At 71.6% G+C, this 23,022-nt stretch carries 21 protein-coding genes and 1 pseudogene; 13 read left to right on the top strand and 9 right to left on the bottom strand.

What is annotated here, in order from left to right; genetic code table 11:
* Positions 1–102: 102 nt before the first annotated feature.
* The 10 genes from J5Y04_RS34800 to J5Y04_RS34755 all read left to right on the top strand — a co-directional run bounded on the left by J5Y04_RS34800 (position 103) and on the right by J5Y04_RS34755 (position 10,761).
* Complete coding sequence (locus J5Y04_RS34800; RefSeq protein WP_209416542.1) at positions 103–1,449, top strand: PfaD family polyunsaturated fatty acid/polyketide biosynthesis protein; 1,347 nt, start codon at positions 103–105, stop codon at positions 1,447–1,449.
* 475 nt (positions 1,450–1,924) lie between these two features.
* Complete coding sequence (fabD, locus tag J5Y04_RS34795) at positions 1,925–3,028, top strand: ACP S-malonyltransferase (protein WP_245206065.1); 1,104 nt, start codon at positions 1,925–1,927, stop codon at positions 3,026–3,028.
* Between the two features lie 48 nt (positions 3,029–3,076).
* A complete protein-coding gene (locus J5Y04_RS34790; RefSeq protein ID WP_148641269.1) occupies positions 3,077–4,336 on the top strand; it encodes a hydroxymethylglutaryl-CoA synthase family protein in 1,260 nt (419 codons plus the stop codon).
* Positions 4,324–5,106: an enoyl-CoA hydratase/isomerase gene (locus J5Y04_RS34785; protein ID WP_209416540.1), complete on the top strand. Its 783-nt coding sequence runs from the start codon at positions 4,324–4,326 to the stop codon at positions 5,104–5,106. Before J5Y04_RS34790 ends, J5Y04_RS34785 begins: the two co-directional genes overlap by 13 nt.
* A 3-nt stretch (positions 5,107–5,109) precedes the next feature.
* A complete protein-coding gene (locus J5Y04_RS34780) occupies positions 5,110–5,853 on the top strand; it encodes a polyketide synthase (protein WP_209416539.1) in 744 nt (247 codons plus the stop codon).
* A gap of 12 nt (positions 5,854–5,865) precedes the next feature.
* Positions 5,866–6,114 (top strand): acyl carrier protein, encoded by a 249-nt coding sequence (locus J5Y04_RS34775; protein WP_148641266.1) that lies wholly within the window; start codon positions 5,866–5,868, stop codon positions 6,112–6,114.
* Positions 6,095–7,351: a beta-ketoacyl synthase N-terminal-like domain-containing protein gene (locus tag J5Y04_RS34770; RefSeq protein ID WP_209416538.1), complete on the top strand. Its 1,257-nt coding sequence runs from the start codon at positions 6,095–6,097 to the stop codon at positions 7,349–7,351. The genes J5Y04_RS34775 and J5Y04_RS34770 overlap by 20 nt, the downstream gene beginning before the upstream one ends.
* Positions 7,352–7,418: 67 nt before the next feature.
* Complete coding sequence (locus J5Y04_RS34765) at positions 7,419–8,384, top strand: acyltransferase domain-containing protein (RefSeq protein WP_209416537.1); 966 nt, start codon at positions 7,419–7,421, stop codon at positions 8,382–8,384.
* Positions 8,385–8,433: 49 nt separating this feature from the next.
* Positions 8,434–9,342, top strand: coding sequence for an SDR family oxidoreductase (locus J5Y04_RS34760; RefSeq protein ID WP_209416536.1), 909 nt, complete (start codon positions 8,434–8,436; stop codon positions 9,340–9,342).
* Between the two features lie 87 nt (positions 9,343–9,429).
* On the top strand, positions 9,430–10,761 hold the full coding sequence (locus tag J5Y04_RS34755; protein ID WP_209416535.1) for an acyltransferase family protein: 1,332 nt from the start codon (positions 9,430–9,432) through the stop codon (positions 10,759–10,761).
* Between the two features lie 182 nt (positions 10,762–10,943).
* Here the strand turns inward: J5Y04_RS34755 and J5Y04_RS34750 are convergent, their stop codons facing one another.
* Positions 10,944–11,618: a 4'-phosphopantetheinyl transferase superfamily protein gene (locus J5Y04_RS34750; RefSeq protein WP_209416534.1), complete on the bottom strand. Its 675-nt coding sequence runs from the start codon at positions 11,616–11,618 to the stop codon at positions 10,944–10,946.
* Positions 11,619–11,778: 160 nt separating this feature from the next.
* Positions 11,779–12,399, bottom strand: a complete 621-nt coding sequence (locus J5Y04_RS34745; RefSeq protein ID WP_209416533.1) for an L-threonylcarbamoyladenylate synthase — start codon at positions 12,397–12,399, stop codon at positions 11,779–11,781.
* Between the two features lie 94 nt (positions 12,400–12,493).
* Here J5Y04_RS34745 and J5Y04_RS34740 point away from each other — a divergent pair, with 94 nt between their 5' ends.
* Entirely contained in the window at positions 12,494–13,804 is a 1,311-nt protein-coding gene (locus J5Y04_RS34740; protein ID WP_209416532.1) for a cytochrome P450, read from the top strand.
* 64 nt (positions 13,805–13,868) lie between these two features.
* On the opposite strand, the gene J5Y04_RS34735 is transcribed toward J5Y04_RS34740, so the two are convergent.
* The 4 genes from J5Y04_RS34735 to J5Y04_RS34720 all read right to left on the bottom strand — a co-directional run bounded on the left by J5Y04_RS34735 (position 13,869) and on the right by J5Y04_RS34720 (position 18,215).
* On the bottom strand, positions 13,869–14,957 hold the full coding sequence (locus J5Y04_RS34735) for a glycerate kinase (protein ID WP_307853458.1): 1,089 nt from the start codon (positions 14,955–14,957) through the stop codon (positions 13,869–13,871).
* Positions 14,954–15,790 (bottom strand): sugar phosphate isomerase/epimerase, encoded by an 837-nt coding sequence (locus J5Y04_RS34730; RefSeq protein ID WP_209416531.1) that lies wholly within the window; start codon positions 15,788–15,790, stop codon positions 14,954–14,956. The genes J5Y04_RS34735 and J5Y04_RS34730 overlap by 4 nt, the downstream gene beginning before the upstream one ends.
* A gap of 63 nt (positions 15,791–15,853) precedes the next feature.
* Positions 15,854–17,002, bottom strand: a complete 1,149-nt coding sequence (locus tag J5Y04_RS34725; RefSeq protein WP_209416530.1) for a dihydrodipicolinate synthase family protein — start codon at positions 17,000–17,002, stop codon at positions 15,854–15,856.
* A gap of 61 nt (positions 17,003–17,063) precedes the next feature.
* Positions 17,064–18,215 carry a Gfo/Idh/MocA family protein gene (locus J5Y04_RS34720; RefSeq protein WP_209416529.1) on the bottom strand — a complete coding sequence of 384 codons (1,152 nt, stop codon included), beginning with the start codon at positions 18,213–18,215 and terminating at the stop codon, positions 17,064–17,066.
* Positions 18,216–18,284: 69 nt separating this feature from the next.
* Here J5Y04_RS34720 and J5Y04_RS34715 point away from each other — a divergent pair, with 69 nt between their 5' ends.
* Positions 18,285–19,355 (top strand): LacI family DNA-binding transcriptional regulator, encoded by a 1,071-nt coding sequence (locus J5Y04_RS34715; protein WP_209416528.1) that lies wholly within the window; start codon positions 18,285–18,287, stop codon positions 19,353–19,355.
* Positions 19,356–19,528: 173 nt separating this feature from the next.
* Here the strand turns inward: J5Y04_RS34715 and J5Y04_RS34710 are convergent, their stop codons facing one another.
* From J5Y04_RS34710 to J5Y04_RS42455, 3 genes and pseudogenes are all read right to left on the bottom strand, one after another.
* On the bottom strand, positions 19,529–20,542 hold the full coding sequence (locus J5Y04_RS34710) for a BtrH N-terminal domain-containing protein (protein ID WP_209416527.1): 1,014 nt from the start codon (positions 20,540–20,542) through the stop codon (positions 19,529–19,531).
* Positions 20,539–20,721, bottom strand: a complete 183-nt coding sequence (locus tag J5Y04_RS42460) for a GyrI-like domain-containing protein (protein ID WP_307853457.1) — start codon at positions 20,719–20,721, stop codon at positions 20,539–20,541. Before J5Y04_RS42460 ends, J5Y04_RS34710 begins: the two co-directional genes overlap by 4 nt.
* A gap of 461 nt (positions 20,722–21,182) precedes the next feature.
* Positions 21,183–21,290, bottom strand: a pseudogene (locus J5Y04_RS42455) (MerR family transcriptional regulator); the annotation flags it as partial.
* Between the two features lie 662 nt (positions 21,291–21,952).
* Here J5Y04_RS42455 and J5Y04_RS34700 point away from each other — a divergent pair.
* Entirely contained in the window at positions 21,953–22,756 is an 804-nt protein-coding gene (locus J5Y04_RS34700) for a DeoR/GlpR family DNA-binding transcription regulator (RefSeq protein ID WP_209416526.1), read from the top strand.
* The last annotated feature ends 266 nt before the right edge of the window (positions 22,757–23,022 follow it).

Genomic DNA, 23,022 nt, shown 5'->3' with positions numbered 1-23,022 from the left:
GCGGCGCGCCCGTAGGGACACCAGGAACAGTGGGCCGGCGGCCGCCTCCCGGAAGGGGGCGGCCGGCCCCGGCCCGTCGAGCAGGGGGCTGCATTGGACAGGGTGGCACGGAGGCTCGGGAGCGAGTCCTTCCGCAGGGACTTCGGCGTCGACTACGCGTACCTGTCGGGGTCGATGTACCGGGGCATCGCCTCGAAGGAGCTGGTGGTCGCCATGGGGCGCGGCGGCTTCATGGGCTTCCTCGGGGCGGCGGGGCTCAGCCCGGACCGGGTGCGGGGCGACATCGCCCACATCCGGCGGAACCTGGCGCCGCACCAGCCGTTCGGCGTCAACCTGCTCTGCGACCTCCAGGACCCGGCACGCGAGACGGCCGCCGTCGAGCGGCTGCTCGCCGAGGGCGTGCGCATCGTCGAGGCCTCGGCCTTCGTCAAGGTCACGCCGGCCCTGGTGCTGTTCCACCTGAGCGGGCTGCGCCGGGGCCCCGACGGCGCTGTCGTGCGGGGTCACCGGATCGTGGCGAAGGTCTCCCGCCCCGAGGTGGCGCGGGAGTTCATGCGGCCCGCGCCGCAGGCCCTCGTCGCGCAGCTGTTGGCGCAGGGCCGGGTCACCCCCGAGCAGGCCGAGCTGGCGAGGGGGGTCCCGGTGGCCCAGGACCTCTGCATCGAGGCGGACTCGGGGGGCCACACCGACCGCGGCGTGCCCACCGTGCTGCTGCCGTCGATGCAGGGCCTGCGCCGCGATCTGACCCGGGAGTTCGGGTACACCGAGGCGATCCGGCTGGGGTCGGCGGGCGGGATCGGCACCCCGCAGGCCGTCGCCGCGGCCTTCACCATGGGTGCGGACTTCGTGATGACGGGTTCGGTCAACCAGTGCACGGTGGAGGCCGGAATCACCGACGCGGTGAAGGACCGGTTGCAGGAAATCGACGTCCAGGACACCGACTACTGCCCGGCCGGTGACATGTTCGAGATCGGCGCGCTGGTCCAGGTGTTGCGGAAGGGCGTGCTCTTTCCCGCCCGGGCCAACAAACTGTTCGCGCTCTACAAGTCCTACGACTCCTGGGACGAGATTCCGGAGGGCACCCGGCGGCAGATCCAGGAGACCTACTTCAAGCGGAGCGTGGAGGAGGTCTGGCGGGAGACCAGGGAGCACCTGGAACGGACGGGCCGGGTGGCCGAGATCGGGCGTGCCGAGCGCAGCCCGAAACGCAGGATGGCGCTGATCTTCCGCTGGTACTACGGGTACACCAGCCGGCTCTCGTTCACGGATCCCGAGCGCGATCCGGCGAACGTGCAGGTCCACACCGGTCCGGCGCTCGGCTCGTACAACCAGTGGGTGAAGGGGACCCCGCAGGAGAACTGGCGCAACCGGCACGTGGACCGGATCGCGGCCGGGCTCATGCGGGAGGCCGCCGGGATTCTGACGGAGCGGCTGCACGCCCTGGCTTGAAACCGGCGTGGTGCGGGCGGCGGTGCCGCCCTGACGGTCGATGGGAATTGTCACACTGGTCACCCAGTGCAGCCAGGCACTATGATCTGATTAACCGTCACCGTCGGTAACCAAGGGGGGGCGCAAAAGGCTGATGTCACGTCAACTGCGGGTCGGTCCCACACGACCCGGCAGGGCGCGACGAGGTGCCGGCGGGCGAGGAGTGCGGAGAGCCGCGGGTATTTCCGGGGCGGGCCGGTAAGGGGGCGGGCGGTCGCCCCCGGGCCTCATCCGGTCCGTCGTGGCGTGCGCGGACGGGCAGTACGCGCACCGGACGGGCAGTACGCGCAGCCGAGAGATGCGAACGGTCGGGCGACACGAGCGGCAGAGCAGCCGAGAGGTCGTGCGGCACGAGCGGTCGGGCAACCGTGCGGCAGAGCAGCCGGGCGGTCGGGCGGCCATCGCCAACACACCGAAAGACGAGAAAGGGTTCTCCATGCGGACGTACGTCTTCCCCGGTCAGGGATCGCAGCGGAAGGGAATGGGCGGCTCGCTCTTCGACGAGTTCGAGGACCTCACCCGGGCCGCCGACTCGATCCTGGGCTACTCGGTCAAGACCCTCTGCCTGGAGGACCCCCAGGGCCTGCTCAACCAGACCGAGTACACCCAGCCCGCGTTGTACGTGGTCAACGCCCTGTCCTACTACCGCAAGCTCCGCGAGAGCGGCGAGGTGCCGGACTTCGTCGCCGGCCACAGCCTCGGCGAGTTCAACGCGCTGCTGGCCGCCGAGTGCTTCGACTTCGAGACCGGCCTGCGGCTGGTGAAGAAGCGCGGCGAGCTGATGGCCCAGGCCTCCGGCGGCGGCATGGCGGCCGTGCTGAACGCCTCGGAGAAGGAGATCAGAACCGTCCTGGAGCAGAACGGCCTCACCTCCGTCGACCTGGCGAACTACAACACGCCGTCCCAGATCGTGATTTCTGGCCTGGTCGAGGACATCAAGGCCGCACAGCCGCACTTCCAGACGGGCAACCACCTCTTCGTCGCACTGAACACCAGCGGCGCCTTCCACTCCCGCTACATGGAGCCGGCCCGCGCCGAGTTCGAGGAGTTCCTCGCCGGGATCCCCTTCTCCGAACTGCGGATCCCGGTCGTCTCGAACGTCACCGGAAGGCCCTACGAGAACGACCTCGTCAAGGAGAACCTGGCGAAGCAGATCGTCAGCTCGGTGCGGTGGACCGACACCGTGGAACACCTCCTCGGCTACGAGGGAATGGAGTTCGAGGAGATCGGCCACGGCGACGTCCTCACCAAGCTGGTGAAGAAGATCCGCCGCGAGATCCCGAACCCTGTCCGGCACTCGGCGCCCGCCGCCAGGCCGCGCCCGGCGGTCGCCGCGAAGCCCCGCCAGTCGGCGGCGGAACTGGTCCGCCGGTGGAACGACGCGTACCCGGTCGGGACCCTCGTCAAGTCCACCACCGGCGACTACGGGAACCTGCAGACCGCCACCGAGGCGACCGTCCTCTTCGGGCACCGTCCGGCCGTCTACATGAACGGCTACCGGGGCTACTTCGACTTGACCGAGATCGAGCCCATCAACTAGCGCAGCGAACCGGCCCGAGCCGACCAGTAAGTCCCAGGGAGAGAAAAGATGACGACCGTCGGAATCGAAGCGATGAACGTCTTCGCCGGCACCTGCCAGGTCAACGTGGAGAAGCTGGCGATCCACCGCGGGCTCGACACCGCGAGGTTCGACAACCTCCTCATGAAGGAGAAGACCGTCGCGCTGCCGTACGAGGACCCGGTGACCTTCGGGGTCAACGCGGCCAAGCCCATCATCGACGCGATGTCCCCCGAGGAGCGGGACCGCATCGAGCTCGTCATCACCGCGACCGAGTCGGCGTTCGACTTCGGCAAGTCCATGAGCACGTACTTCCACAGCCTGCTCGGGCTCAACCGCAACTGTCGCCTCTTCGAGATCAAGAACGCCTGCTACTCCGGCGTGGCGGCCCTGCAGATGGCGGCCAATTTCATCCTCGCGCAGACCTCCCCGGGCGCGAAGGCCCTGGTCATCGCTACCGACATCACGCGGTTCATGGTGGCGGAGGGCGGCGACGCGCTCTCCGAGGACTGGTCATTCGCCGAGCCGAGCGGCGGCGCCGGCGCCGTGGCGATGCTCATCAGCGACACCCCGAACGTCTTCCAGATCGACGTCGGCGCCAGCGGCTACTACGGCCACGAGGTCATGGACACCTGCCGCCCGCTGGCCGACAGCGAGGCCGGCAACGCGGAGCTGTCGCTGCTCTCCTACCTCGACTGCTGCGAGAACGCCTTCCTGGAGTACCAGCGGCGCGTCGGCGACGTCGACTTCGTGAACAGCTTCGGCTACCTGGCCTTCCACACGCCCTTCGGCGGGATGATCAAGGGCGCGCACCGCAACCTGATGCGCAAGTTCGTCAAGGCGCGCCCGGCGGCGATCGAGGAGGACTTCCAGCGCCGGATGCACCCGGGCCTGACGTACTGCCAGCGCGTCGGCAACGTCATGGGCGCGACCACGATGCTCTCGCTCGCCAGCACCATCGACAACGCGGACCTCTCCAGCCCGCAGCGCGTCGGCGTCTTCTCCTACGGCTCCGGCTGCTGCTCGGAGTTCTTCAGCGGCGTCGTCCGCCAGGAGAGCCAGGACCACGTGCGCCGCTTCGAGATCGAGAAGCACCTCGACAAGCGCTACGAACTGAGCATGCCGGAGTACGACATGCTGCTGCGCACCAACCACGCGGTGAAGTTCGGGACCCGCAACGCCGTCCTCGACACCGGCATCGTCCCCGAGGCGCGCAAGACGCTCGGCAAGGAACTCCTCTTCCTCAAGCGGATCAACGAGTTCCACCGGGAGTACGAGTGGCTGTCCTGAACACCGCGGAGTTCGAGACCGTCAAGGTCAGGTTCCAGGACGAGATCTGCTTCCTCCAGCTCCACCGGCCCGACGCGGACAACGCGATCAACCGCCGGCTGGTCGAGGAGTGCACCGCCGTGGTGCGCCACTGCGAGGAGCACGCCAAGGTCCTCGTCCTGGAAGGCCTGCCCGAGGTGTTCTGCTGGGGCGCCGACTTCCGGGAGCTCGGCTCCCAGGAGAGCGGCGGCCACGAGAAGTCGCACGCCGAGGCCCTGTACGACCTCTGGCTCTCGCTGGCCCTCGGCCCGTTCGTCTCCATCGCGCACGTCCGCGGCAAGGTCAACGCCGGCGGCCTGGGCTTCGTGGCCGCCTGCGACATCGTCGTGTGCGAGGACAGGTCGGTGTTCAGCCTCTCGGAGCTGCTCTTCGGGCTGATGCCGGCCTGCGTCCTGCCCTTCCTGATCAGGAAGGTCGGCCCGGCCCGGGCCAACTACATCACGCTCACCACCCAGCCGTTCACCGCGCGGCAGGCGGTGGACTGGCAGCTGGTGGACGCCGCCGAGGAGAACAGCGGCAACCTGCTGCGCAAGCACATCCTGCGGCTGCGGTACCTGCCCAAGACCGGTGTCGCCCGCTACAAGAAGTACCTGCGCAACCTCGACGACATCCTGATCCCCTCCCGGGAGAAGGCCGTCGAGGCCAACCGTGAGGTGTTCTCCGACCGGGAGAACCTGCAGAAGATCGCGCGCTACGTGAACACAGGGAAGTTTCCCTGGGAAGGGGAGTAGGGCATGCCGGGCGCAGCCGTCGACTACACCCAGCTGGGACCCTCCGTGGTCCAGATCACCATGCAGGACAAGGAGCACAAGAACACCTTCTCCGACCAGCTCATCATCGGTCTGAGCGAGGCCTTCGAGAGGGTCAAGGCCGACGAGCGCTGCAAGGCGGTCATCCTCACGGGCTACGGCACCTACTTCGCCAGCGGCGGCCGGAAGGAGAGCCTGCTCCAGATCCAGGACCGGCAGATCAGCTTCACCGACTCCGACATCTACGGCCTGGCGCTGGACTGCCCCGTCCCCGTCATCTCCGCGATGCAGGGCCACGGCATCGGCGGCGGCTTCGCGATGGGGCTCTTCTCCGACTTCGTGATCCTCAGTCAGGAAAGCATCTACACCACCAACTTCATGCGCTACGGTTTCACGCCGGGCATGGGGGCGACGCTGATCCTGCCGAAGAAGCTCGGCTTCAGCCTCGGCGAGGAAATGCTGCTCTCCGCGAAGACGTACTACGGCCGCGACCTGAAGGAGCGGGGAATCCCCTTCCCCGTCCTCCCGCGCGCCGAAGTACTGCCCTACGCCGTCGAGTTGGCCGAGACGCTGGCCGAGAAGCCGCGACTCTCGCTGATCACGCTCAAGGACCACCTGGTGGCCGAGCTGCGCGCGGAGCTCCCGCGCTACATCGAGCGCGAGGTGGCCATGCACGACAAGACCTTCCACCAGCCCGAGGTCCGCGACCTCATCACCTCCCAGTACTAGGAGAGCGACACCATGCCGTCGAACCAGGACGTCTTCAAGCTCATCGTCGAGCACACCCGCGAGGTGCTCCCGGAGCTGGAGGAGCACGCCTTCGACCCCGCCGACTCGCTGAAGGAGCTCGGCGCCAACTCCATCGACCGGGCCGAGATCCTCATGATGACGCTGGAGTCGCTGGAGGTCAGCATCCCGCTGTCCGAGCTGGCGAACGCGAAGAACATCGGCGAACTGGCGGAGCTCATCCATGGCAAGTCGAACTCCTGACACCCGCGTCGTCGTCACGGGCCTCGGCGTCACCAGCGCGGTGGGCCAGGGCAAGGGCGACTTCACCGCCGCGCTCCTCGGCGGCCGCCACGCCTTCGGCACGTTGAAGCGTCCCGGCCGGCAGGTGCCGCCTGCCCCGGCCGGGACGCCGGACGGCGCCGAGGCGTCCTTCCTGGGCGCCGAGATCGCCGAGCTGACCATGCCCGCGGCCATCCCGCCGCGGGCCCTGCGGACGGCCTCGCTGTCCTCGCGGGCGGCCCTGGCCACCCTGGACGAGGCGTGGCGCGAGGCCGGGCTGGACGACGCCGACCCGCGCCGCATCGGCCTGGTCATCGGCGGCTCCAACGTCCAGCAGCGGGAGCTGACGCAGCTCCACGCCCGGCACGCGGACCGCCCCGAGTTCCTGCGCCCGACGTACGGCATGGCCTTCATGGACACCGACCTGTGCGGGTTCTGCACCGAGGCGTTCCCGATCCGGGGCTTCGCCCAGACGCTCGGCGGCGCCTCGGCCAGCGGCCTGCTCGCCGTGCTCCAGGCGGTCCGGGCGGTGCAGTCCGGCCAGGTCGACGTCTGCATCGCGATGGGCGCGCTGATGGACCTCTCGTACTGGGAGTGCCTGGCGTTCCGGGCGATGGGCGCCATGGGCTCGACCCGCTGGGCCGACGACCCGGCCGCCGCCTGCCGCCCGTTCGACCGGGGGCGGGACGGCTTCGTCTTCGGCGAGGCCTGCGCCGCGGTCGTGGTCGAGCGGGAGGGAGCCCGCCGGCACCCCGCGCCGTACGCGCGGTTCGGCGGCGGCGCGACCGCGATGGACGGCAACCGCAACCCCAACCCGTCGTTCGACGGCGAGGTCGGTGTCGTCCGGGCGGCGCTGGCGGAGGCGGGCATCCCGGCCTCCGCGGTCGACTACGTCAACCCGCACGGCACCGGGTCGCCCACCGGCGACGACACCGAGCTGCGGGCGCTGCGCGAGGTCGGCCTCACCCGTGCGCGGATCAACGCGACGAAGTCGATCACCGGCCACGGGCTGACCGCCGCCGGCGCCGTCGAGGTCGTGGTCACGCTGCTGCAGATGCGCGAGCAGAAGCTGCACCCCACCCGCAACCTGGCCGACCCGGTGGACCCGTCGTTCGCCTGGGTGCGCGAGGAGGCGGAACCCTGGTCGTTCGAGACGGCCGTCAGCCTCAGCATGGGGTTCGGCGGGATCAGCTCGGCGATCTGCCTGCAGAAATGCTGACCGCCGCGGCGTCCCCGAACGCCGCCGCGGGCCCGCCCACGACCGACACCCCTGGGAAGCACCGGCGATGACCAAACCCATAGTGTTCATGTACTCGGGCCAGGGCTCCCAGTACTTCCACATGACGCGCGAGCTGTACGAGCAGCACCCGCGCTACCGGCTCTGGCTGGACCACTGCGACGACATCGCCTCGCCCGTCCTCGGCAAGTCGCTGCTGGACACGGTCTTCGACCCCGCCCGGCAGAAGAGCGATCCCTTCGACTCGCTCGCGGACTCCAACGCCGCGCTGCTCTGCGTCGAGTACAGCCTGACCCGCGTCGTCCAGGAGCTGGGCTACCGGCCGGACTTCCTGCTCGGCTACAGCCTGGGGGAGATCACCGCGGCCGTGGTCGCCGAGGTCTTCCCGCTGGAGCTCGGCATCTCCTTCGCGGTGGACTTCGCGCGGCTGCTCGCCGACCGGACGCCGCGCGCGGGCATGCTGGCGATCGTCGGCCCGCCCGAACTCCTGCACACCCACGCGGCCCTGTTCGCCGGCACCTGGGTGACGGGCCGCAACTTCGACGGCAACTTCGTCGTCAGCGGGCACGCCGCGCGGATCGACGACCTCCAGGCCGCCCTGAGGGGGGAGGGCGTGCTCTGCGAGCGGCTGCCCGTCAACTGGGGCGTGCACACGGAGCTCATCGACCCCGTCGAGCCCGAGGTCCGCAGCCTCCTCGGCGGCCTGGGCTTCGCGCCGCCGCAGATCCCGATCGTCTCCTCGACGACGGCGGGCCCGGTCGACTCCGTGACGGCGGACGGGATCTGGGCGGCCATGAGGAACCCGGTGGAGTTCTCGCGGACCATCGGGACGATGACCGCCGAGACCGATGCGACCTTCATCGACCTCGGGCCCAGCGCCACGCTCGCGACCTTCGTGAAGTACCTCCTTCCGCCGGGCAGCGGCTCTGTGCAGACCAGCACCATCAACCGTTTCGGAAACAACCTGAAATCGATGAGCGATTTTCAGGAGCAGACGGCTTCGGTCCGAGGCTGACGGCCTCGGACCCGGGCCGACCATCGGAGTCCTGGAGGGAAAACCGGTCATGGCAGCGCAGAGCAGCGCAATCAGAATCTACAAGGACGCGACCGCGATCATCACGGGCGGCGCGTCGGGCATCGGCCGCGCACTGGCGCAGGACCTCGCGTCCCGCGGCTGCGAGGTGGTCCTCGCCGACCTCCAGCTGGAGCAGGCCGAGGAGGTGGCGGCCGCGATCCGGGCCACCGGCGGCAAGGCCGTCGCCGCGCGGCTGGACGTCACCGACCACGCCGAGTTCGCCCAGCTGGTCAAGGGCACGGTCGCGCGGACCGGCCGCCTGGACTACCTGTTCAACAACGCCGGCATCAGCCACGGCATGGGCGCGGGCGCCCGGCACTACCGCATCGAGGACTGGCGGCGGGTCATCGACGTCAACCTCGGCGGCACCGTCAACGGCGTCCAGGCCGCCTACAACGTGATGATCGACCAGGGCTTCGGCCACATCGTGAACACCGCCTCCATGGCGGGCCTGGTCCCGAGCCCCGGCACCACCTCCTACGTCACCACCAAGCACGCCGTCGTCGGCCTCTCGCACAACCTGCGGGCCGAGGCCGCGCAGCTGGGCGTGCGGGTCAGCGTGCTCTGCCCGGGCGTCATCCGGACCCCGTTCATCGAGGGCGGCGCGTACGGCCGCCAGGTCGAGGGCGTGAGCGGCGAGCAGACCAAGGCGATGTGGGAGGAGAAGAAGCCGATCTCCCCGGAGGAGTTCGCCAGGAAGGCGCTCGACGCCGTCGCCAAGAACCAGGGCGTCATCGTCGTCCCCGGATTCTGGAAGCTGTTCTGGTGGCTCTTCCGCATCTCGCCCTCGTTCTGCCTGAACATCGCGACGAAGAACTTCCAGGACCTCGGGCGGAGCGCCGGCTCCGGCAGCCCGCGCCGGAACGAGAGCGCCGCCGCGGCCGCGCAGGAGAAGTGACCCCGGGACCGAACCGGCACGCACCACCCGTCCACCGTCCGACGCGACCGATCCTCCGACGCGACCGATTCCCCCGGCGAGGAAATCATGAAACAAAAGACTGGTAGCCCGTCAGTCGACCTTGGCCAGAAGATACCCGCGCAGGCCGCGGCCCCCGCCAAGGCACCCTCCGAGCGGTACCACGGCCTGGACGCGCTCCGCGGGTTCGCGCTGCTGCTCGGCGTGGTGCTGCACGGGACGCTCTCCTTCATCCCCGGTTTCCACTACACCGGCTGGCCGATCGTCGACAACTCCCCGAGCTCCCCGCTCGCCCTGGCCTACTTCGTCATCCACCTGTTCCGGATGCCGGTCTTCTTCCTGCTGGCGGGCTTCTTCGGCCGCATGCAGTACCGGCGGCTGAAGGCGCGCGGCTTCTTCAAGGAGCGCAGCAAGCGCATCCTGCTGCCGCTGCTCTTCGGCATCCTGCTGGTGCTGCCGGCGAACGTGGTCCTGGTCGCCGTGGTGCTCGGCATCAAGGGCCCGGTGGACAGCCTGGTCCCGACGCGGGCGATCGTGCCCATCCCGCTGGCCCACCTCTGGTTCCTCTGGGTGCTGTACTGGCTGTACGTGGCGGTCCTCGTCGGGCACAAGGTGCTCGGCCTGTTCCGCAAGGGCGGCGAGTCCCCGTCGGCCTCCGCGCCCGGGGGCAACGTCCTGGAGCGGTTCCTCGGCCGGGTCTGCGCCCTGGGGGCCGAGCCGGCCGTGCTCGCGCTGCCCGTCGCGCTCTGCCTGTACTTCTTCGACCAGTGGCACCTGTGGGAGGGCCTCCCCACCCCCAACACGGACCTGGTGCCCCAGCTGCCGACCGCGGTCGGCTACGCCGTCGCCTTCTCCTTCGGCTGGTACCTGCAGAAGAACCCCGCGATCCTCCAGGGCTGGCGCACGCGCTGGATCGGCTACGTCGCCGCCGCGGCCGCCGTGACCGCCGCGACGGCCGCCCTCGGCGGGTTCGACCCGCAGTCCTCGGTGGTCACCGTCGACGGCCACGTCGAACTGGAGGCGCTCACCGGCTCGACCAAGATGCTCTGCGCGCTGGGCTACGGTCTGGCGGGCTGGCTCTGGACGCTCGGCCTCGTCGGCGCCGCGCTGCACTTCTTCTCGGGCTTCAGCCCGGTCCGGCGCTACATCGCGGACGCGTCGTACTGGATCTACATCATCCACATGCCCCTGGTGATGGCCCTCCAGGTCCTGATGCGGGACTGGCCCCTGAACTGGGCCCTCAAGTACCCGCTCATCCTGGCCATCGCGCTGCCGATCCTCTTCCTGAGCTACCACTACCTGGTCCGCTCGACCTGGATCGGCAAGATGCTCAACGGGCGCCGCTACCCGCGGACCCTGCCCGCCGACCCGGCGGCGCGGCCGGCGGCCGGCGCGAGCTGACCCCGTCGTTCCCTCCGGCCGGTCCCCCCGGCCGGTCCTCCGGGCCGCTGCCGACGGGCAGCGGCCCGGAGCCGTTCGCGGGCCGAGCCGTTCGCAGGCCGAGTCGTTCGCGGGCCCGAGCCGACTGCGGGCCGGGCGGGCCGGGCGGGTCGGGCGCGTCGGGGGCCGGGCGGGTCGGGCCGTCAGCGCCCGGCGGGCCGCTCCAGAGCGATCGCGGTGACCACCAGGCCGTCGCGGCAGAGCCACCGGCCGCTGAACCCCTCGATGTGCACGCCCCCGGCGCTCACCCCCGGGACGAGCAGCCGCGCGGAGAACGTTCCCGCCTCCGGATCGAAGTCCAACTCGGCCTCCGAGAAGTCGAGTTCGCGCTCGGCCAGCGGATACCAGGTCTTGAACACCGCCTCCTTGGCGCTGAACAGCAGCCGGTCCCAGCAGACCTCCGGCGCGGCGGCCGCCAGTTCGCGCAGCCGGGCACGCTCCCCGGGCAGCGAGACGAAGTCCAGCAGGTCGTCCGGCAGCGGCTCGTTGGGCTCGGCGTCCGCACCCAGCCCCAGGAAGTCGCCGGAGCGGCCCACGACGGCCGCCCGGTACCCGGGACAGTGGGTCATGCTGCCCACGACGCCCGCCGGCCACCGCGGTGCACCCCGCCGGCCCGCCACCAGCGGCGCCGGCGGCACGCCCAGCCCTTTCAGCGCCCGCCGCGCGCACATCCGGACGGTCGCGTACTCCCGCCGGCGCTTCGGCACGGCCGGCGCGACGGCGGCGGCCTCCTGCGGGTACAGCGCGGTGACGGCCGCCTCGTGGTCGGTGAACGCGTGCGCCGTCGTGGCGGGCGGGGGTACCAGTTCCTCGATCACGGCGGTTCCGCAGCCTCCTCGTATGCCCGGAGGAGTCTTCCGTCCGGCGTGACACGGCGTCAACCCCGGCCCTCCTGCCCGCACGGCACCGTTCCGGGGCCGCGCGGCCCGGTGGCCAGGGGCCGGCGGGCGCGTCCGGCCCCGTCCGGCCCCGCCCCCGTCACTCGAAGCGGGTGGGGTCGCCGGCCCCCCGCCGGACGATTTCCGGCCCGCCGCCCGAGAAGTCGACGACCGTCGTCGGCTCCGTGCCGCAGTCGCCGGAGTCCACCACGGCGTCCAGCACGTGGTCGAGCCGCTCCTTGATCTCCCAGCCCTGGGTCATCGGCTCGTCCTCGTCGGGGAGGATCAGGGTGCTGGAGACCAGGGGTTCACCGAGTTCGGCGAGCAGGGCCCTGGTGACGGTGTGGTCGGGGATCCTGACACCCACCGTCTTCTTCTTCGGGTGCATCAGCCGGCGGGGAACCTCCTTGGTGGCGGGGAGGATGAAGGTGTAGCTGCCCGGCGTCGCGGCCTTGACGGCGCGGAAGACGTTGTTGTCGAGTTGGACGAACTGCCCCAGCTGCGCGAAGTCCACGCACATCAGGGTGAAGTGGTGGCGTTCGTCGAGGCGCCGGATCGACCGGATCCGCTCAAGGCCGTCGCGGTTGTCCAACCGGCAGCCCAGGGCGAAACAGGAGTCGGTCGGGTACGCGATGAGGGAACCGGACCGGATACTTGCGGCCACGGTGCTGATGGTGCGCGGCTGGGGAGACTCTGGATGAACGTCGAAGTACTTCGCCATTGGCCGACCCTACGGGATCCCGGCGACCGATGGGCGCAGCCGCGGCGTCCGGCGTTCTGGCCGGCCGCCGGGGTGCGGCGTACGGTCGGTCGGTATGGGCTTCGATCAGGCGCGGGCGAACCGGCTCTTCCTCCCCGGGACGTACGCCGAGGGCGTGCCGTACGACCTGTTCCGTGAGCTGCGGGCCGAGGCACCGGTCTGCTGGGTGGAGGAGCCGGCGGTGGGGGAGTGGCCGGCCGGGCCGGGATACTGGGCGGTGCTGCGGCACGCGGACGTGAAGCACGTGCTGCGCACGCCGGAGGTGTTCTCCTCGCACCTGGGCGGGACGCAGATCCGCGATCCGGACTCGGCGGCCGATCTGGACTTCGCCCGGACGATGATGCTCAACCAGGATCCTCCCGATCACTCCCGGCTGCGCCGGGCCGTCGCGGCTGCGTTCACCCCGCGGGCGTTGCACGCGCTGGCGACCGCCGTCGAGAGCCGCGCCGCCGAACTCGTCGCCGGGATCCGCCCGCTCGGCGAGGCCGACTTCGTGTCTGTCACCGCCGATCTGCCCGTATGGACGCTGGCCCTGATCCTGGGTGTGCCGGAGCAGGACCGGCAGCTGCTGGTCGACTGGTCGAACCGCGTGATCGGCTACCAGGACCCGGACTACGCCCGGTCCAGTACTGCCGACCCGTCCCGGCTCACCGACATGGGACGCGCCGCGCTCGACCACCGCCCGACCGTCCTCACCGCCCCCGACGGCCGCCCGCTCAACCCGCGCTCCCGCGCGGCCCTCGCCGACATGTTCGCGTACGCCCACGCCCTCGCCGAACATCCGCCGCCGGGCAGCATCGTCGCCCGCATGCGGGAAGCCGGCCTGAGTGCCACGGAGTTCGAGACGATGTTCTTCCTGTTCGCGGTGGCCGGCAACGAGACGGTCCGCAACGCCTTGCCAGGGGGTCTGCACACCCTGCTCACCCACTGCGACCAGTACCGGCTGCTCCTGCGGCGACCGGAGTCGACCGCCTCGGCCGTCGAGGAGATGCTGCGCCACTGGCCGCCCGTGGTGGACTTCCGGCGCACCGCCACACGGGACGTCGGGCTGGGAGGCCGGCGGATCCGGCGAGGCGAGAAGGTGGTGGTCTACCACGCCTCCGCGAACCGGGACGAGACCGTCTTTCCGGACCCGGACCGCTTCGACGTCACACGGACCCCGAACGACCACGTCAGTTTCGGCTACGGCCCGCACTTCTGCGTCGGCGCCCGGTTGGCGCGCCTGCAGATGACGGCGATGCTCCGCCACGTACTGGCGGAACTGCCCGGGCTGGCGCTCGTCCCCGGCGCGGTGCCCGACCGGCTGGTGTCGAACTTCCAGAACGGTCTCAAGCACCTGCCGGTTCGGTGGCACCCGCGCGGCTGAGGAGCCGGCCGCGATCGAAGCGCCGGGCCGGTGACACGACCCACGGGGACGCGGATCGGCCCGCTCAGTCCGTCGCCGGATCGAACGAGCGGGCGAGGGCGGCCCCGGCGCGGAGGAGCCAGTGGGCGGCCCGCCGCGCGGCGTCGGAGCCGTCCCCGGCGAGGGAGACGAGGGTGAGCGCCCGTTCGTCGGCGGAGTCGCCGGCGACGACGCGGACCGGCACGGCGGCACGCTCCGCGCGGGCGATCACCTCGCCGACGGCCTTGCCGAGCAGGCTCGTGGCGTCGAAGCGGCCCTCGCCGGTCACGACGACGTCGGCCCGGGCGAGGGCCGCGTCCAGCCCGAGCAGGTCGGCGACGGCGGCCGCGCCGGGCGTGATGCGGGCGCCCCAGGCCGCGGCCAGGCCGTACGCGGTACCGCCGGCCGCGCCGGCTCCGGGCTGGTCCGGGTCGCCTCCGAGGAGCTCCGCGAACCGGCGCAGGCCGCGTTCCAGGAGAGCGGTGTCGGTGGCCCCGGCGCCCTTCTGCGGGCCGTACACCGCCGCCGCGCCGTCCGGGCCGAGCAGTGGGTTGGTGACGTCGGTCAGCAGCCGGACGCCGCCCGGCGGGGCGGCCCGCAGCGTACTCAGGTCGATGCTGCCGAGTGCGGCGAGTGCACCCCCGCCGTCGGGGAGCCGGGCGCCGGAGCGGCCGCGGACGTGCAGGCCGAGGGCGCCGAGGAGGCCGGCGCCGCCGTCGGTGGACGCGGAGCCGCCGAGGGCCACGGTCACTGCCGTGGCACCGGCGTCCAGGGCGGCGGCGATGGTCTCGCCGGTGCCGCGGGTGGTGGCGGTGAGCGGGGCGAGCCGGCCTCCGAGGAGCGGGAGCCCGCTGGCGGTGGCGAGTTCGACGAGGGCGGTGCCGTCGGGGAGCAGGGCGTAGCGCCCGGTCACCGGAGCGCCGTCCGGCCCGGTGCAGCCGGCCACCTCGTGGAGCGTGCTGCCGGGGTGTGCGGTGCTCACCGCGTCGAGGGTGCCCTCGCCGCCGTCGGCCATCGGGAGCGGTACGAGTTCGTCGCCGGGCCGCACGGAGCGCCAGCCGTCGGCCAGGGCCCGGGCGGCCTCGGTGGCGGTGGCGGTGCCCTTGAAGGAGTCCGGTGCGAGGACGACCCTCACGACGCGGCCACGTGGGTGAGGTGGCGCTCGGCCAGGGTGCGCAGGGTCTGCTCGCCGGGGGTGTCCCAGATCCGCTCGTTGAAGATCTCGACCTCGATCCAGCCGGTGTAGCCGGCGGCCGTGACCTGGTCGGTGAGGGTGCGGAAGTCGATGTGGCCGTCGCCGACGTGGCCGCGGCCGAGCAGGGCGTCGGCGGGCAGCGGCAGCGTCCAGTCGCAGACCTGGTAGGAGGCGATGCGGCCCTCGCGTCCGGCGCGGGCGATCTGCTCCGGCAGGGCCGGGTCCCACCAGACGTGGTAGCTGTCGACGACGACGCCGACCTGGGCGGCGGGGTGGGGCCCGGCGAGGTCGAGGGCCTGGCCGAGGGTGGAGACGACCGCGCGGTCGGCGCAGAACATCGGGTGCAGCGGCTCCAGGGCCAGCCGGACGCCGAAGTCACCGGCGTGCGGGGCCAGTTCGGCGATCATGTCGGCGACGGCCCGGCGCGCTCCGGCGAGGTCGCGGCTGCCGTCGGGCAGGCCGCCGACGACCGTCACCAGGGTGTCGGTGCCGAGTTCGGCGGCCTCCTCGATCGCCTGGAGGTTCTCGGCGAGGGCGGCGCGGCGCTCGGCGGGGCCGGTGGCGGTGAGGAAGCCGCCGCGGCACAGGGTGCTGACGGTGAGGCCGGCGTCGCGGCAGAGCCTGGCGGAGCGGGCGAGCCCGGTTTCGGCGACCTTGTCGCGCCAGAGGCCGATCGCCGGGATGCCGGCGTCCACGCAGCCCCGGACGGCCTCGGGCAGGCTCCACCGCTTGGTGGTGATCTGGTTGAGCGACAGACGGCTGAGTCCGGTCATGGTGCCGGGCTCCTTTCGGGCAGGGGGAGGGAGGGGCGGCCACCGGCCGGGAGGGGGGATTCCTCAGCCGAGCGGTGCGGCGACGGCGAGGAACCGCCGCATGCGGTCGGCGGCGAGGTCCGGGTCGGGCAGGACGCCGGCCGCGTCGGCGAGCCGGAAGAGCTCGACCAGATGGGGGACGGAACGGCCGCTCTGCGCGCCGGCGACCATGGTGAAGTGCTCCTGGTGGCCGGCGAGCCAGGCGAGGAGGACGATGCCGGTCTTGTAGTGGTAGGTCGGCGCGGCGAACAGGTGCCGGGCGAGCGGTAGCGTCGGGGCGAACAGCGCGTCGTACCGGTCGAGGTCCCCTTCGTCGAGGGCGCCGAGTGCGGCGGCGGCGACCGGGGCGATCGGGTCGAAGACGCCCAGCAGGGCGTCGCTGTGGCCGAGTTCGTCGCCCTTGATCAGCTCGGGGTAGTGGAAGTCGTCGCCGGTGTAGAGGCGCACGCCGGGGGGCAGGGCCCGGCGCAGGGCGACTTCCCGGTCGGCGTCCAGCAGGGAGACCTTGATGCCGTCGATCCGGTCGGCGTGCTCCTCGATCAGTGCCAGGACGGTGGCGGTGGCGCTGTCGAGGTCGGGCGAGCCCCAGTAGCCGGCCAGGGCCGGGTCGAACATCTCGCCCAGCCAGTGCAGGATGACGGGCCGCTCGGACTGGGCGATCAGGTGGGAGTAGAGGCGCAGGTAGTCGTCGGGGGTGCGGGCGTTGGCGGCCAGGGCCCGGCTGGCCATCAGGATCGTCTGTGCGCCGGCGTCCTCGACCACGGCGAGCTGTTCCTCGTAGGCGCGGGCGATCGTGTCGAGGCGGTGGTCGCCGGGGGTGAGCTGGTCGGTGCCGACGCCGCAGGCGAGCAGACCGCCGGTGGCGCGGGCCTCCGCGCCGGAGCGGATGATCAGCTCGCGGGTGGCGGGCCAGTCGAGGCCCATGCCGCGCTGGGCGGTGTCCATCGCGTCGGCGATGCCGAGGCCGAGGGACCACAGGTGACGGCGGAACGCGAGGGTGGCGTCCCAGTCGACGACGGCGGGCGCGCCGGCGGCGTTGCCGCCGAGCGGGTCGGCGACGACGTGGGCGGCGGCGTACGCGATCCGGGAGGTGGCCGGCGCGGCGGTGGCGGGCAGGTGCGTGGGCTCGGACATCCGGTGGCGGCCGAGGCCGGGCAGGTCGATGACGGTCATGGTGTCAACGCAATCGTGTCGGGGTGCGGGGCCGGAGCGTGTCGGGGTGCGGGGCCGGAGGTCAGAGCGTCAGGTCGGGCACGGGGAAGCGGCGGCCCTCGCGGGCGGAACGCAGGCCGAGTTCGGCGAGCTGAACGCCCTTGGCGCCTTCCAGGAGGTCCCACTGGTAGGGCGAGCCGGTGACGACGTGCCGGAGGAACAGCTCCCACTGGATCTTGAAGCCGTTGTCGAACCCGCCGTTGTCGGGCACCTGCTGCCACTGGTCGCGGAAGGGCTCGGTGGCGGGCAGGTCGGGGTTCCAGACCGGCTTGGGGGTGGTGGCGCGGTGCTGGACGCGGCAGTTGCGCAGCCCGGCGACGGCGCTGCCCTCGGTGCCGTCGACCTGGAACTCGACCAGTTCGTCGCGGTCGACGCGCACCGCCCAGGAGGAGTTGATCTGGGCGGTGATGCCGCCCTCCAGCTCGAAGATGCCGTAGGCGGCGTCGTCGGCCGTGGCCGGGTAGGGCCGGCCCTGCTCGTCGACGCGCTGCGGGATGTGGGTGGCGGTGTGCGCGTACACGGACCGGACGGGGGCGATGACGTGGTCCAGCACGTAGCGCCAGTGCGGGAACATGTCGAGGATCATGCCGCCGCCGTCCTCGGCGCGGTAGTTCCAGGACGGGCGCTGGGCGTCCTGCCAGTCGCCCTCGAAGACCCAGTAGCCGAACTCGCCGCGCACCGAGAGGATCCGGCCGAAGAATCCGCCGTCGACCAGCCGCTTGAGCTTGAGCAGGCCCGGCAGGAACAGCTTGTCCTGGACGGCGCCGTTGCAGACCCCGGCCTCGCGGGCGAGGGCGGCGAGTTCGAGCGCGCCGGCGAGGGACTCCGCGGTGGGCTTCTCGGTGTAGACGTGCTTGCCGGCGGCGATCGCGGCGCGCAGGGCGGCCTCGCGGGCCGGGGTGACCTGGGCGTCGAAGTAGACCTCCGCCAGGGGGTGGGCCAGGGCCTCGTCGAGGGAGGTGGTCCAGTGGGTGAGGCCGTGGCGATCGGCGAGTTCCTTGAGCTTGTGGGCACTGCGGCCGACCAGGATCGGCTCCGGCCACAGGACCTCGCCGTCGCCGAGCGGCAGGCCGCCCTGCTGGCGGATGGCCAGGACGGAGCGGACGAGGTGCTGGCGGTAGCCCATCCGACCGGTGACACCGTTCATGACGATGCCGATCACTCTGCGGGACATGGGGCTTCCTTCGGTCTGGGGGAGGGGTGGGGAATTCTTGGTAAGCGCTTACCGCGGTACGTTACGAGCATGTCGAACCCGAGGTCAACCACCCGTGCCAAGCGATCCACCGGAGCCGTGACCCTCCAGCGCGTGGCCGAACACGCCGGGGTCTCGATCGCCACGGCCTCGCGGGTGCTCCACGGCGGTCCCCGCACGGTGGGGGAGGAGCTGCGCCACAAGGTGGAGGGCGCCGCCCGCGAGCTCGGCTACGTGTCCAACGCCCCGGCGCAGGCCCTCGCCCGCTCCTCGACCTCCGTGGTCGGCCTGCTCGTGCACGACATCGCGGACCCGTACTTCTCGGCCATCGCCGCCGGCGCCATGCGCGCCGCCAAACGGCACCGGCTGATGGTCATGATCGCCGCGACCGCCGGCGACCCGGAGCTGGAGATCGAGTACGTCCGGGGCCTCCGGGCCCAGCGCGCCCGCGCCCTGGTGATCGCGGGCAGCGGCTCGGTCGACCGGGACCTCACGCAGCGGTTCACGGCGGAACTGGACGCGTTCCGGTCGGACGGCGGCCAGGTGGCCTGCATCGGGGAACGCGGCATCGAGCCGTTCGTCCCGCTCGACCACGGCGGCGGGGCGGAGATCGCGGCGACCGAGCTGTGGCGGCTCGGCCACCGCCGGATCGGCGTGGTCGCCGGCCCCGCGGGCCTGCTCACCGTCCACCGGCGCCTGGCCGGGATCAGGGCGGCGTGGGCCCGGCTCGGGGGTGAACTCCCCGACAGCAGAGTGGTGTTCACCGACTTCACCCGGTCGGGCGGGCGGGAGGCGACGCTCGGGCTGTTCGCCGCCGATGCCGGTGTCACGGCGGTGCTCGCCCTCAGCGACGTCATGGCGGCCGGAGTGCTGACGGCGCTGCAGGACGACCTCGGGCGGGCCGTCCCGGAGGAGGTGTCCGTCATCGGCTTCGACGACGTGCCGTTCGCGGTGGACCTCCGGCCGTCGCTGACCACGGTCCGTCTGCCACTGGAGGAGGCCGGCGAGCGCGCCGTCCAGCTGATCGCGGACGGCGCCTCACCGGCCCGGCAGGCGCCGCTCGGCGTGGCCCTGGTGGCGCGCGGCAGCACGGCGCCGGCGGGTGGCGCGGGCGGGGAGTGACGGGCGGGGAGTCGCGGACGGGGAGTGGCGGGCGGCGACACCACCACCCCCGGCGGGCGCCGGACCGGAGTTGTCGAACCACCGGGGTTTTCGAGGAAGTCTTTGAAGGCTCCGGGGGCCTTCAGGCCGTCGGATCGGCGGTCTTCGACAAACGAAGGCTTTCTTGCAGGCTCTCAGGGCCGGATCACGCTCGGGGGCTCGTTCCCGAGGCGGCTCAGTGCTTGCATGGCCTCGCGCTCCACGCGTGAGAGATCGCCGAGGACCGAGCCGGCCTGGACGAGGCACTGCTCGTCGCCCGATTCACCAGCCTTCCTGATCAGTGCCGAGACCTCCGTCCAGAGGATGGCCGCCTCGGTGTACAGCGTGTGGCCGGTGCGCAGGTGGCTGCTGTCGAGCAGATCGGTGCATTCGGCGAGGAAGTCGCGGTAGAGGTTGCGGAACAGGGCGCCGCCGGTGCCGGCCTTCTCCATCAACAGGGCGGCCTGCGGCAGATCTCGCTGGGGGTTGTCGGTGCGCTGGAGCCATGTGCGTACCAGCCTGCCGGCCTTCTCGATTCCGCGGTGGCCGAGGTTGGCGATGGGCGGGTCGAGGAAGGCGTCGGCGCACGCGGTGATGGCGGGGACGATCCGTCCGTGCGGGGCGGGCAGGTTGCCTGGAGCGGTGAGAGCGAAGGACCGGTGTCTGGCAGTCATCGGGCCACGCGCGGCCCTGGCCCGGGCGAGGCTGGTCAGGCTGGTGGAGACGGCTCCGCCCTGCCGGTCGGTGTCCACCAGGTAGGCACGGTGGTCGTCGTAGCCGTACATGGCGACGACGTGGCCGCCGAAGTGGACCTTCGAGTCGAAGTAGTCCAGGTGGTAGCTGTCGAGCTGGAGTCCGACGGGGTGGCCGGCGTCGATGGCGGCCGCCACGTTGTCCCATGCCTTGCGCGGGGAGGTGGTCTCCTGGGTCAGGAGTTCCAGCCCGAGCCTGGTGGCGAGGTCTCTGGTGAGGTCGAAGGGCTTGACCCGTCCCCCGAGGAAGGGGAAGCCCATGTTCTTGCCGTCCCAGTAGATGAAGGACAGGCCGGAGCCGAGGCCGAACAGCATGGGCTCGGACAGATCGAGCCCTTGGTGCCGCAGCAGCACGCCCAGGGCCGTCGTCTCGCAGTGCTGCGTGCCGCGGGCGTCGATGTCCAATACCGTGGTCATGCCGTGCTCTCCTGGACGGGGATGACCAGTCGGGTCATCAGTTCTTCTTGTGGTGCCTCTGCCGGTCCGACGAGATACGCCTCGCGTACGGGTGCTTGCGGGCGCAGTCCGCGTTCGTGGACGGCGGCGAAGAGTGCGTTGTAGGCCAGGGGAAGTTGCGCGTAGGGCCCGATGTGCACGGTCTCGGCAACGAGTCCGCCCGGCAGCTCCTCGAATTCCAGGCCGGGTACGGCCTCCCCCGCGGGGTCCGCACCCCGACGGCGATCTCCATCCGCTCCTCCAGGTCGAGCGGGTACAGCCCCCACAGCGGCGGCTCCCACGCGGTTCCCGTCCTGCCGAGCACGGGCAGCAGTCGACCTACGCACTCCTCGACCCTGGTCCCGATCTCCGCGGGGGTGCAGACCGCTCGCACCACCGCCAGCCGTCGCTCCGGCTCTCTGCCCAGGGTCACCTCGTAGCCGGGCAGACCGCCCTCTGCCAGCCGCTCCAGCATCTCCAGGCGGGCCTGGTCCCTGCTGATCCGCTCGGCCAGCCGATCCCGCTCGGCGCGCAGGATCGCGGCCCTGCGCTCAGGCCCGGCAGCCAGTGCCCGGGCGATCACGGCCAAGGGAAGATCCATCTCGCGCAGCAGGGCGATGGTCAGGGCATCACGGGCCTGTTCGGGTGCGTAGTAGCGGTAGCCGGAGCCGGCGTTCACGCGGAGGGGAGGCAGCAGCCCCAACTCGTCGTAGTGCCGCAGCTGCTTCACGCTGAGGCGGCACAGGCGGGCGAAGCGCCCGATGGTGAGGAGTTCGTCTCGCACGCCATCATGGTGGACCCTCCCACGGTGGGAGAGTCCAGCGCCGAGTCGGTGAACTCAAGGACGCCCTGCTCGCTGCCGTCGTCTCGAACATTCGGGCGCGGTCTCCGGCAGGGCACCGTGGGCACCGTGGGGCGGTGCCGGACCGGCAGCGGGACGGAGCACGGTCGGCCGGGTCTGCTCGTCCGGGGCCGGCCTGCGCGCCCGGGCGGTGCGGTCGTCACCGCCGGGGGAGGTTCGGACGGTGTGCCCAGGCTGCTCGGTGCCAGTCGCGTCGCCGTCTCCGGGCCGGTGGTGGATCCGCCGTCGGGGGCGCCCGTGGGCGGGGCGGTGGGCGCGGGACGGCGGGAGAACTGGAAAGCGGTTACCCTGTACGGGGCGCTTTGGCCGGAACGATCAGTCGGGCTGCCCCGGTCGGGCTGGAGCCCGGGGCGGAACGTGCAGGGACCGGGGCATCGCGCTTCGGACGGTGCGCGGGCGGTAGGGGCGTGTCCGCCGGCGTTCCGGGCGTTTCCGGAACGTCGCACTGCGGACGGCCGACCCCTGAACCGCCTACGGGCGCTGCGCTATATTCGGCCCGTCGAACGAGCATCGGGAATGCGGGGAGTGCCGTGGCGGATCAGGGATTGCTCGCCCAGCAGCGCCGTGCACTGATCGTGGAATCGGTTCAGCGCGACGGCGCCGTTCGGGTGGCGGACCTGGTCGCGGCTTTCGACGTTTCGGACATGACCATTCGCCGCGACCTCGACGTACTGGCGGGGAAGGGCCTCCTGGAAAAGGTGCACGGGGGAGCGGTCACCGCCTCCAGGAGCACGGAGGAACCCGGCTTCGACGCGAAGTCGACGCTGGAGTCCACGGCCAAGGCCGAGATCGCCGCTGCCGCCGCCGGTCTCGTCCGGCCGGGCAGCGTCGTGGCCCTCGGCGGCGGGACGACGACCTATGCGGTGGCCAAGCGGCTCCTCGGCATCCCCGATCTGACGATTCTCACCAATTCGCTTCCGATCGAGGTGCTCTTCCGGAGTCACGCCGCACCGGGTGCACAGGCCCCGGTCGTTCTCCTGACCGGAGGCTCCTCGACCCGTTCCCAGGCTCTCGTGGGGCCCGTCGCCGAGCACACGATCATGTCGCTCCACGCCGATCAGCTGATTCTCGGAACCCACGGCGTCACCGAGGAGGAAGGTCTCACCAGTCCCGGTCTGGCCGAGTCCCAGACGAATCGTGCATTCATCGCCAGGGCGCGCCAGGTCGTGGTGGTGGCCGACCACACGAAATGGGGAGCGATCGGCCTGAGCAGTTTCGCGCGACTGGACCAGGTGGGCTGCTTCATCACCGATGCCGGGATGCCGCCCGACGCGCAGTCGGTCCTGGCGGAGAGCGTCGGCGAGCTGGTCGTCGTGGACTCCCCGGCGAAGTAGCACCGCCGGCATCCGCCGCAGCGCGCCGGACGGGCGTCCGGGGCCGGCGATCGCCTGCGGCCCCGACCGGACGTGGCCGCGCTCCCGCGTCCGCTCCGGCCTCGGGCGGGAGCGGACGCGGGAGCGCGGGGGCCGGCGTCGGGGTCAGGCGGGGAGGCCGACGGCGCGTTCTCCGCTGCGGCGCTGCTGGATGACGACGGCGATGACGAGCAGGGCGCCCTGGGCGACGTTCTGCCAGAAGGAGTTGATGCCCTGGACGGTGAGGC

Origin of the sequence: Kitasatospora sp. RG8, assembly GCF_017813315.1 — a bacterium.
Taxonomy (GTDB): domain Bacteria; phylum Actinomycetota; class Actinomycetes; order Streptomycetales; family Streptomycetaceae; genus Kitasatospora.
This window is presented reverse-complemented; position numbering and strand designations above follow the sequence as displayed.

Bases quoted from the DNA above. Each gene is read 5' to 3' on its own strand.
- fabD (WP_245206065.1), top strand. From the start codon at position 1,925: ATGCGGACGTACGTCTTCCCCGGTCAGGGATCGCAGCGGAAGGGAATG.
- J5Y04_RS34790 (WP_148641269.1), top strand. From the start codon at position 3,077: ATGACGACCGTCGGAATCGAAGCGATGAACGTCTTCGCCGGCACCTGC.
- J5Y04_RS34780 (WP_209416539.1), top strand. From the start codon at position 5,110: ATGCCGGGCGCAGCCGTCGACTACACCCAGCTGGGACCCTCCGTGGTC.
- J5Y04_RS34775 (WP_148641266.1), top strand. From the start codon at position 5,866: ATGCCGTCGAACCAGGACGTCTTCAAGCTCATCGTCGAGCACACCCGC.
- J5Y04_RS34770 (WP_209416538.1), top strand. From the start codon at position 6,095: ATGGCAAGTCGAACTCCTGACACCCGCGTCGTCGTCACGGGCCTCGGC.
- J5Y04_RS34765 (WP_209416537.1), top strand. From the start codon at position 7,419: ATGACCAAACCCATAGTGTTCATGTACTCGGGCCAGGGCTCCCAGTAC.
- J5Y04_RS34760 (WP_209416536.1), top strand. From the start codon at position 8,434: ATGGCAGCGCAGAGCAGCGCAATCAGAATCTACAAGGACGCGACCGCG.
- J5Y04_RS34755 (WP_209416535.1), top strand. From the start codon at position 9,430: ATGAAACAAAAGACTGGTAGCCCGTCAGTCGACCTTGGCCAGAAGATA.
- J5Y04_RS34745 (WP_209416533.1), bottom strand. From the start codon at position 12,399: ATGGCGAAGTACTTCGACGTTCATCCAGAGTCTCCCCAGCCGCGCACC.
- J5Y04_RS34740 (WP_209416532.1), top strand. From the start codon at position 12,494: ATGGGCTTCGATCAGGCGCGGGCGAACCGGCTCTTCCTCCCCGGGACG.
- J5Y04_RS34730 (WP_209416531.1), bottom strand. From the start codon at position 15,790: ATGACCGGACTCAGCCGTCTGTCGCTCAACCAGATCACCACCAAGCGG.
- J5Y04_RS34725 (WP_209416530.1), bottom strand. From the start codon at position 17,002: ATGACCGTCATCGACCTGCCCGGCCTCGGCCGCCACCGGATGTCCGAG.
- J5Y04_RS34720 (WP_209416529.1), bottom strand. From the start codon at position 18,215: ATGTCCCGCAGAGTGATCGGCATCGTCATGAACGGTGTCACCGGTCGG.
- J5Y04_RS34715 (WP_209416528.1), top strand. From the start codon at position 18,285: ATGTCGAACCCGAGGTCAACCACCCGTGCCAAGCGATCCACCGGAGCC.
- J5Y04_RS34710 (WP_209416527.1), bottom strand. From the start codon at position 20,542: ATGACCACGGTATTGGACATCGACGCCCGCGGCACGCAGCACTGCGAG.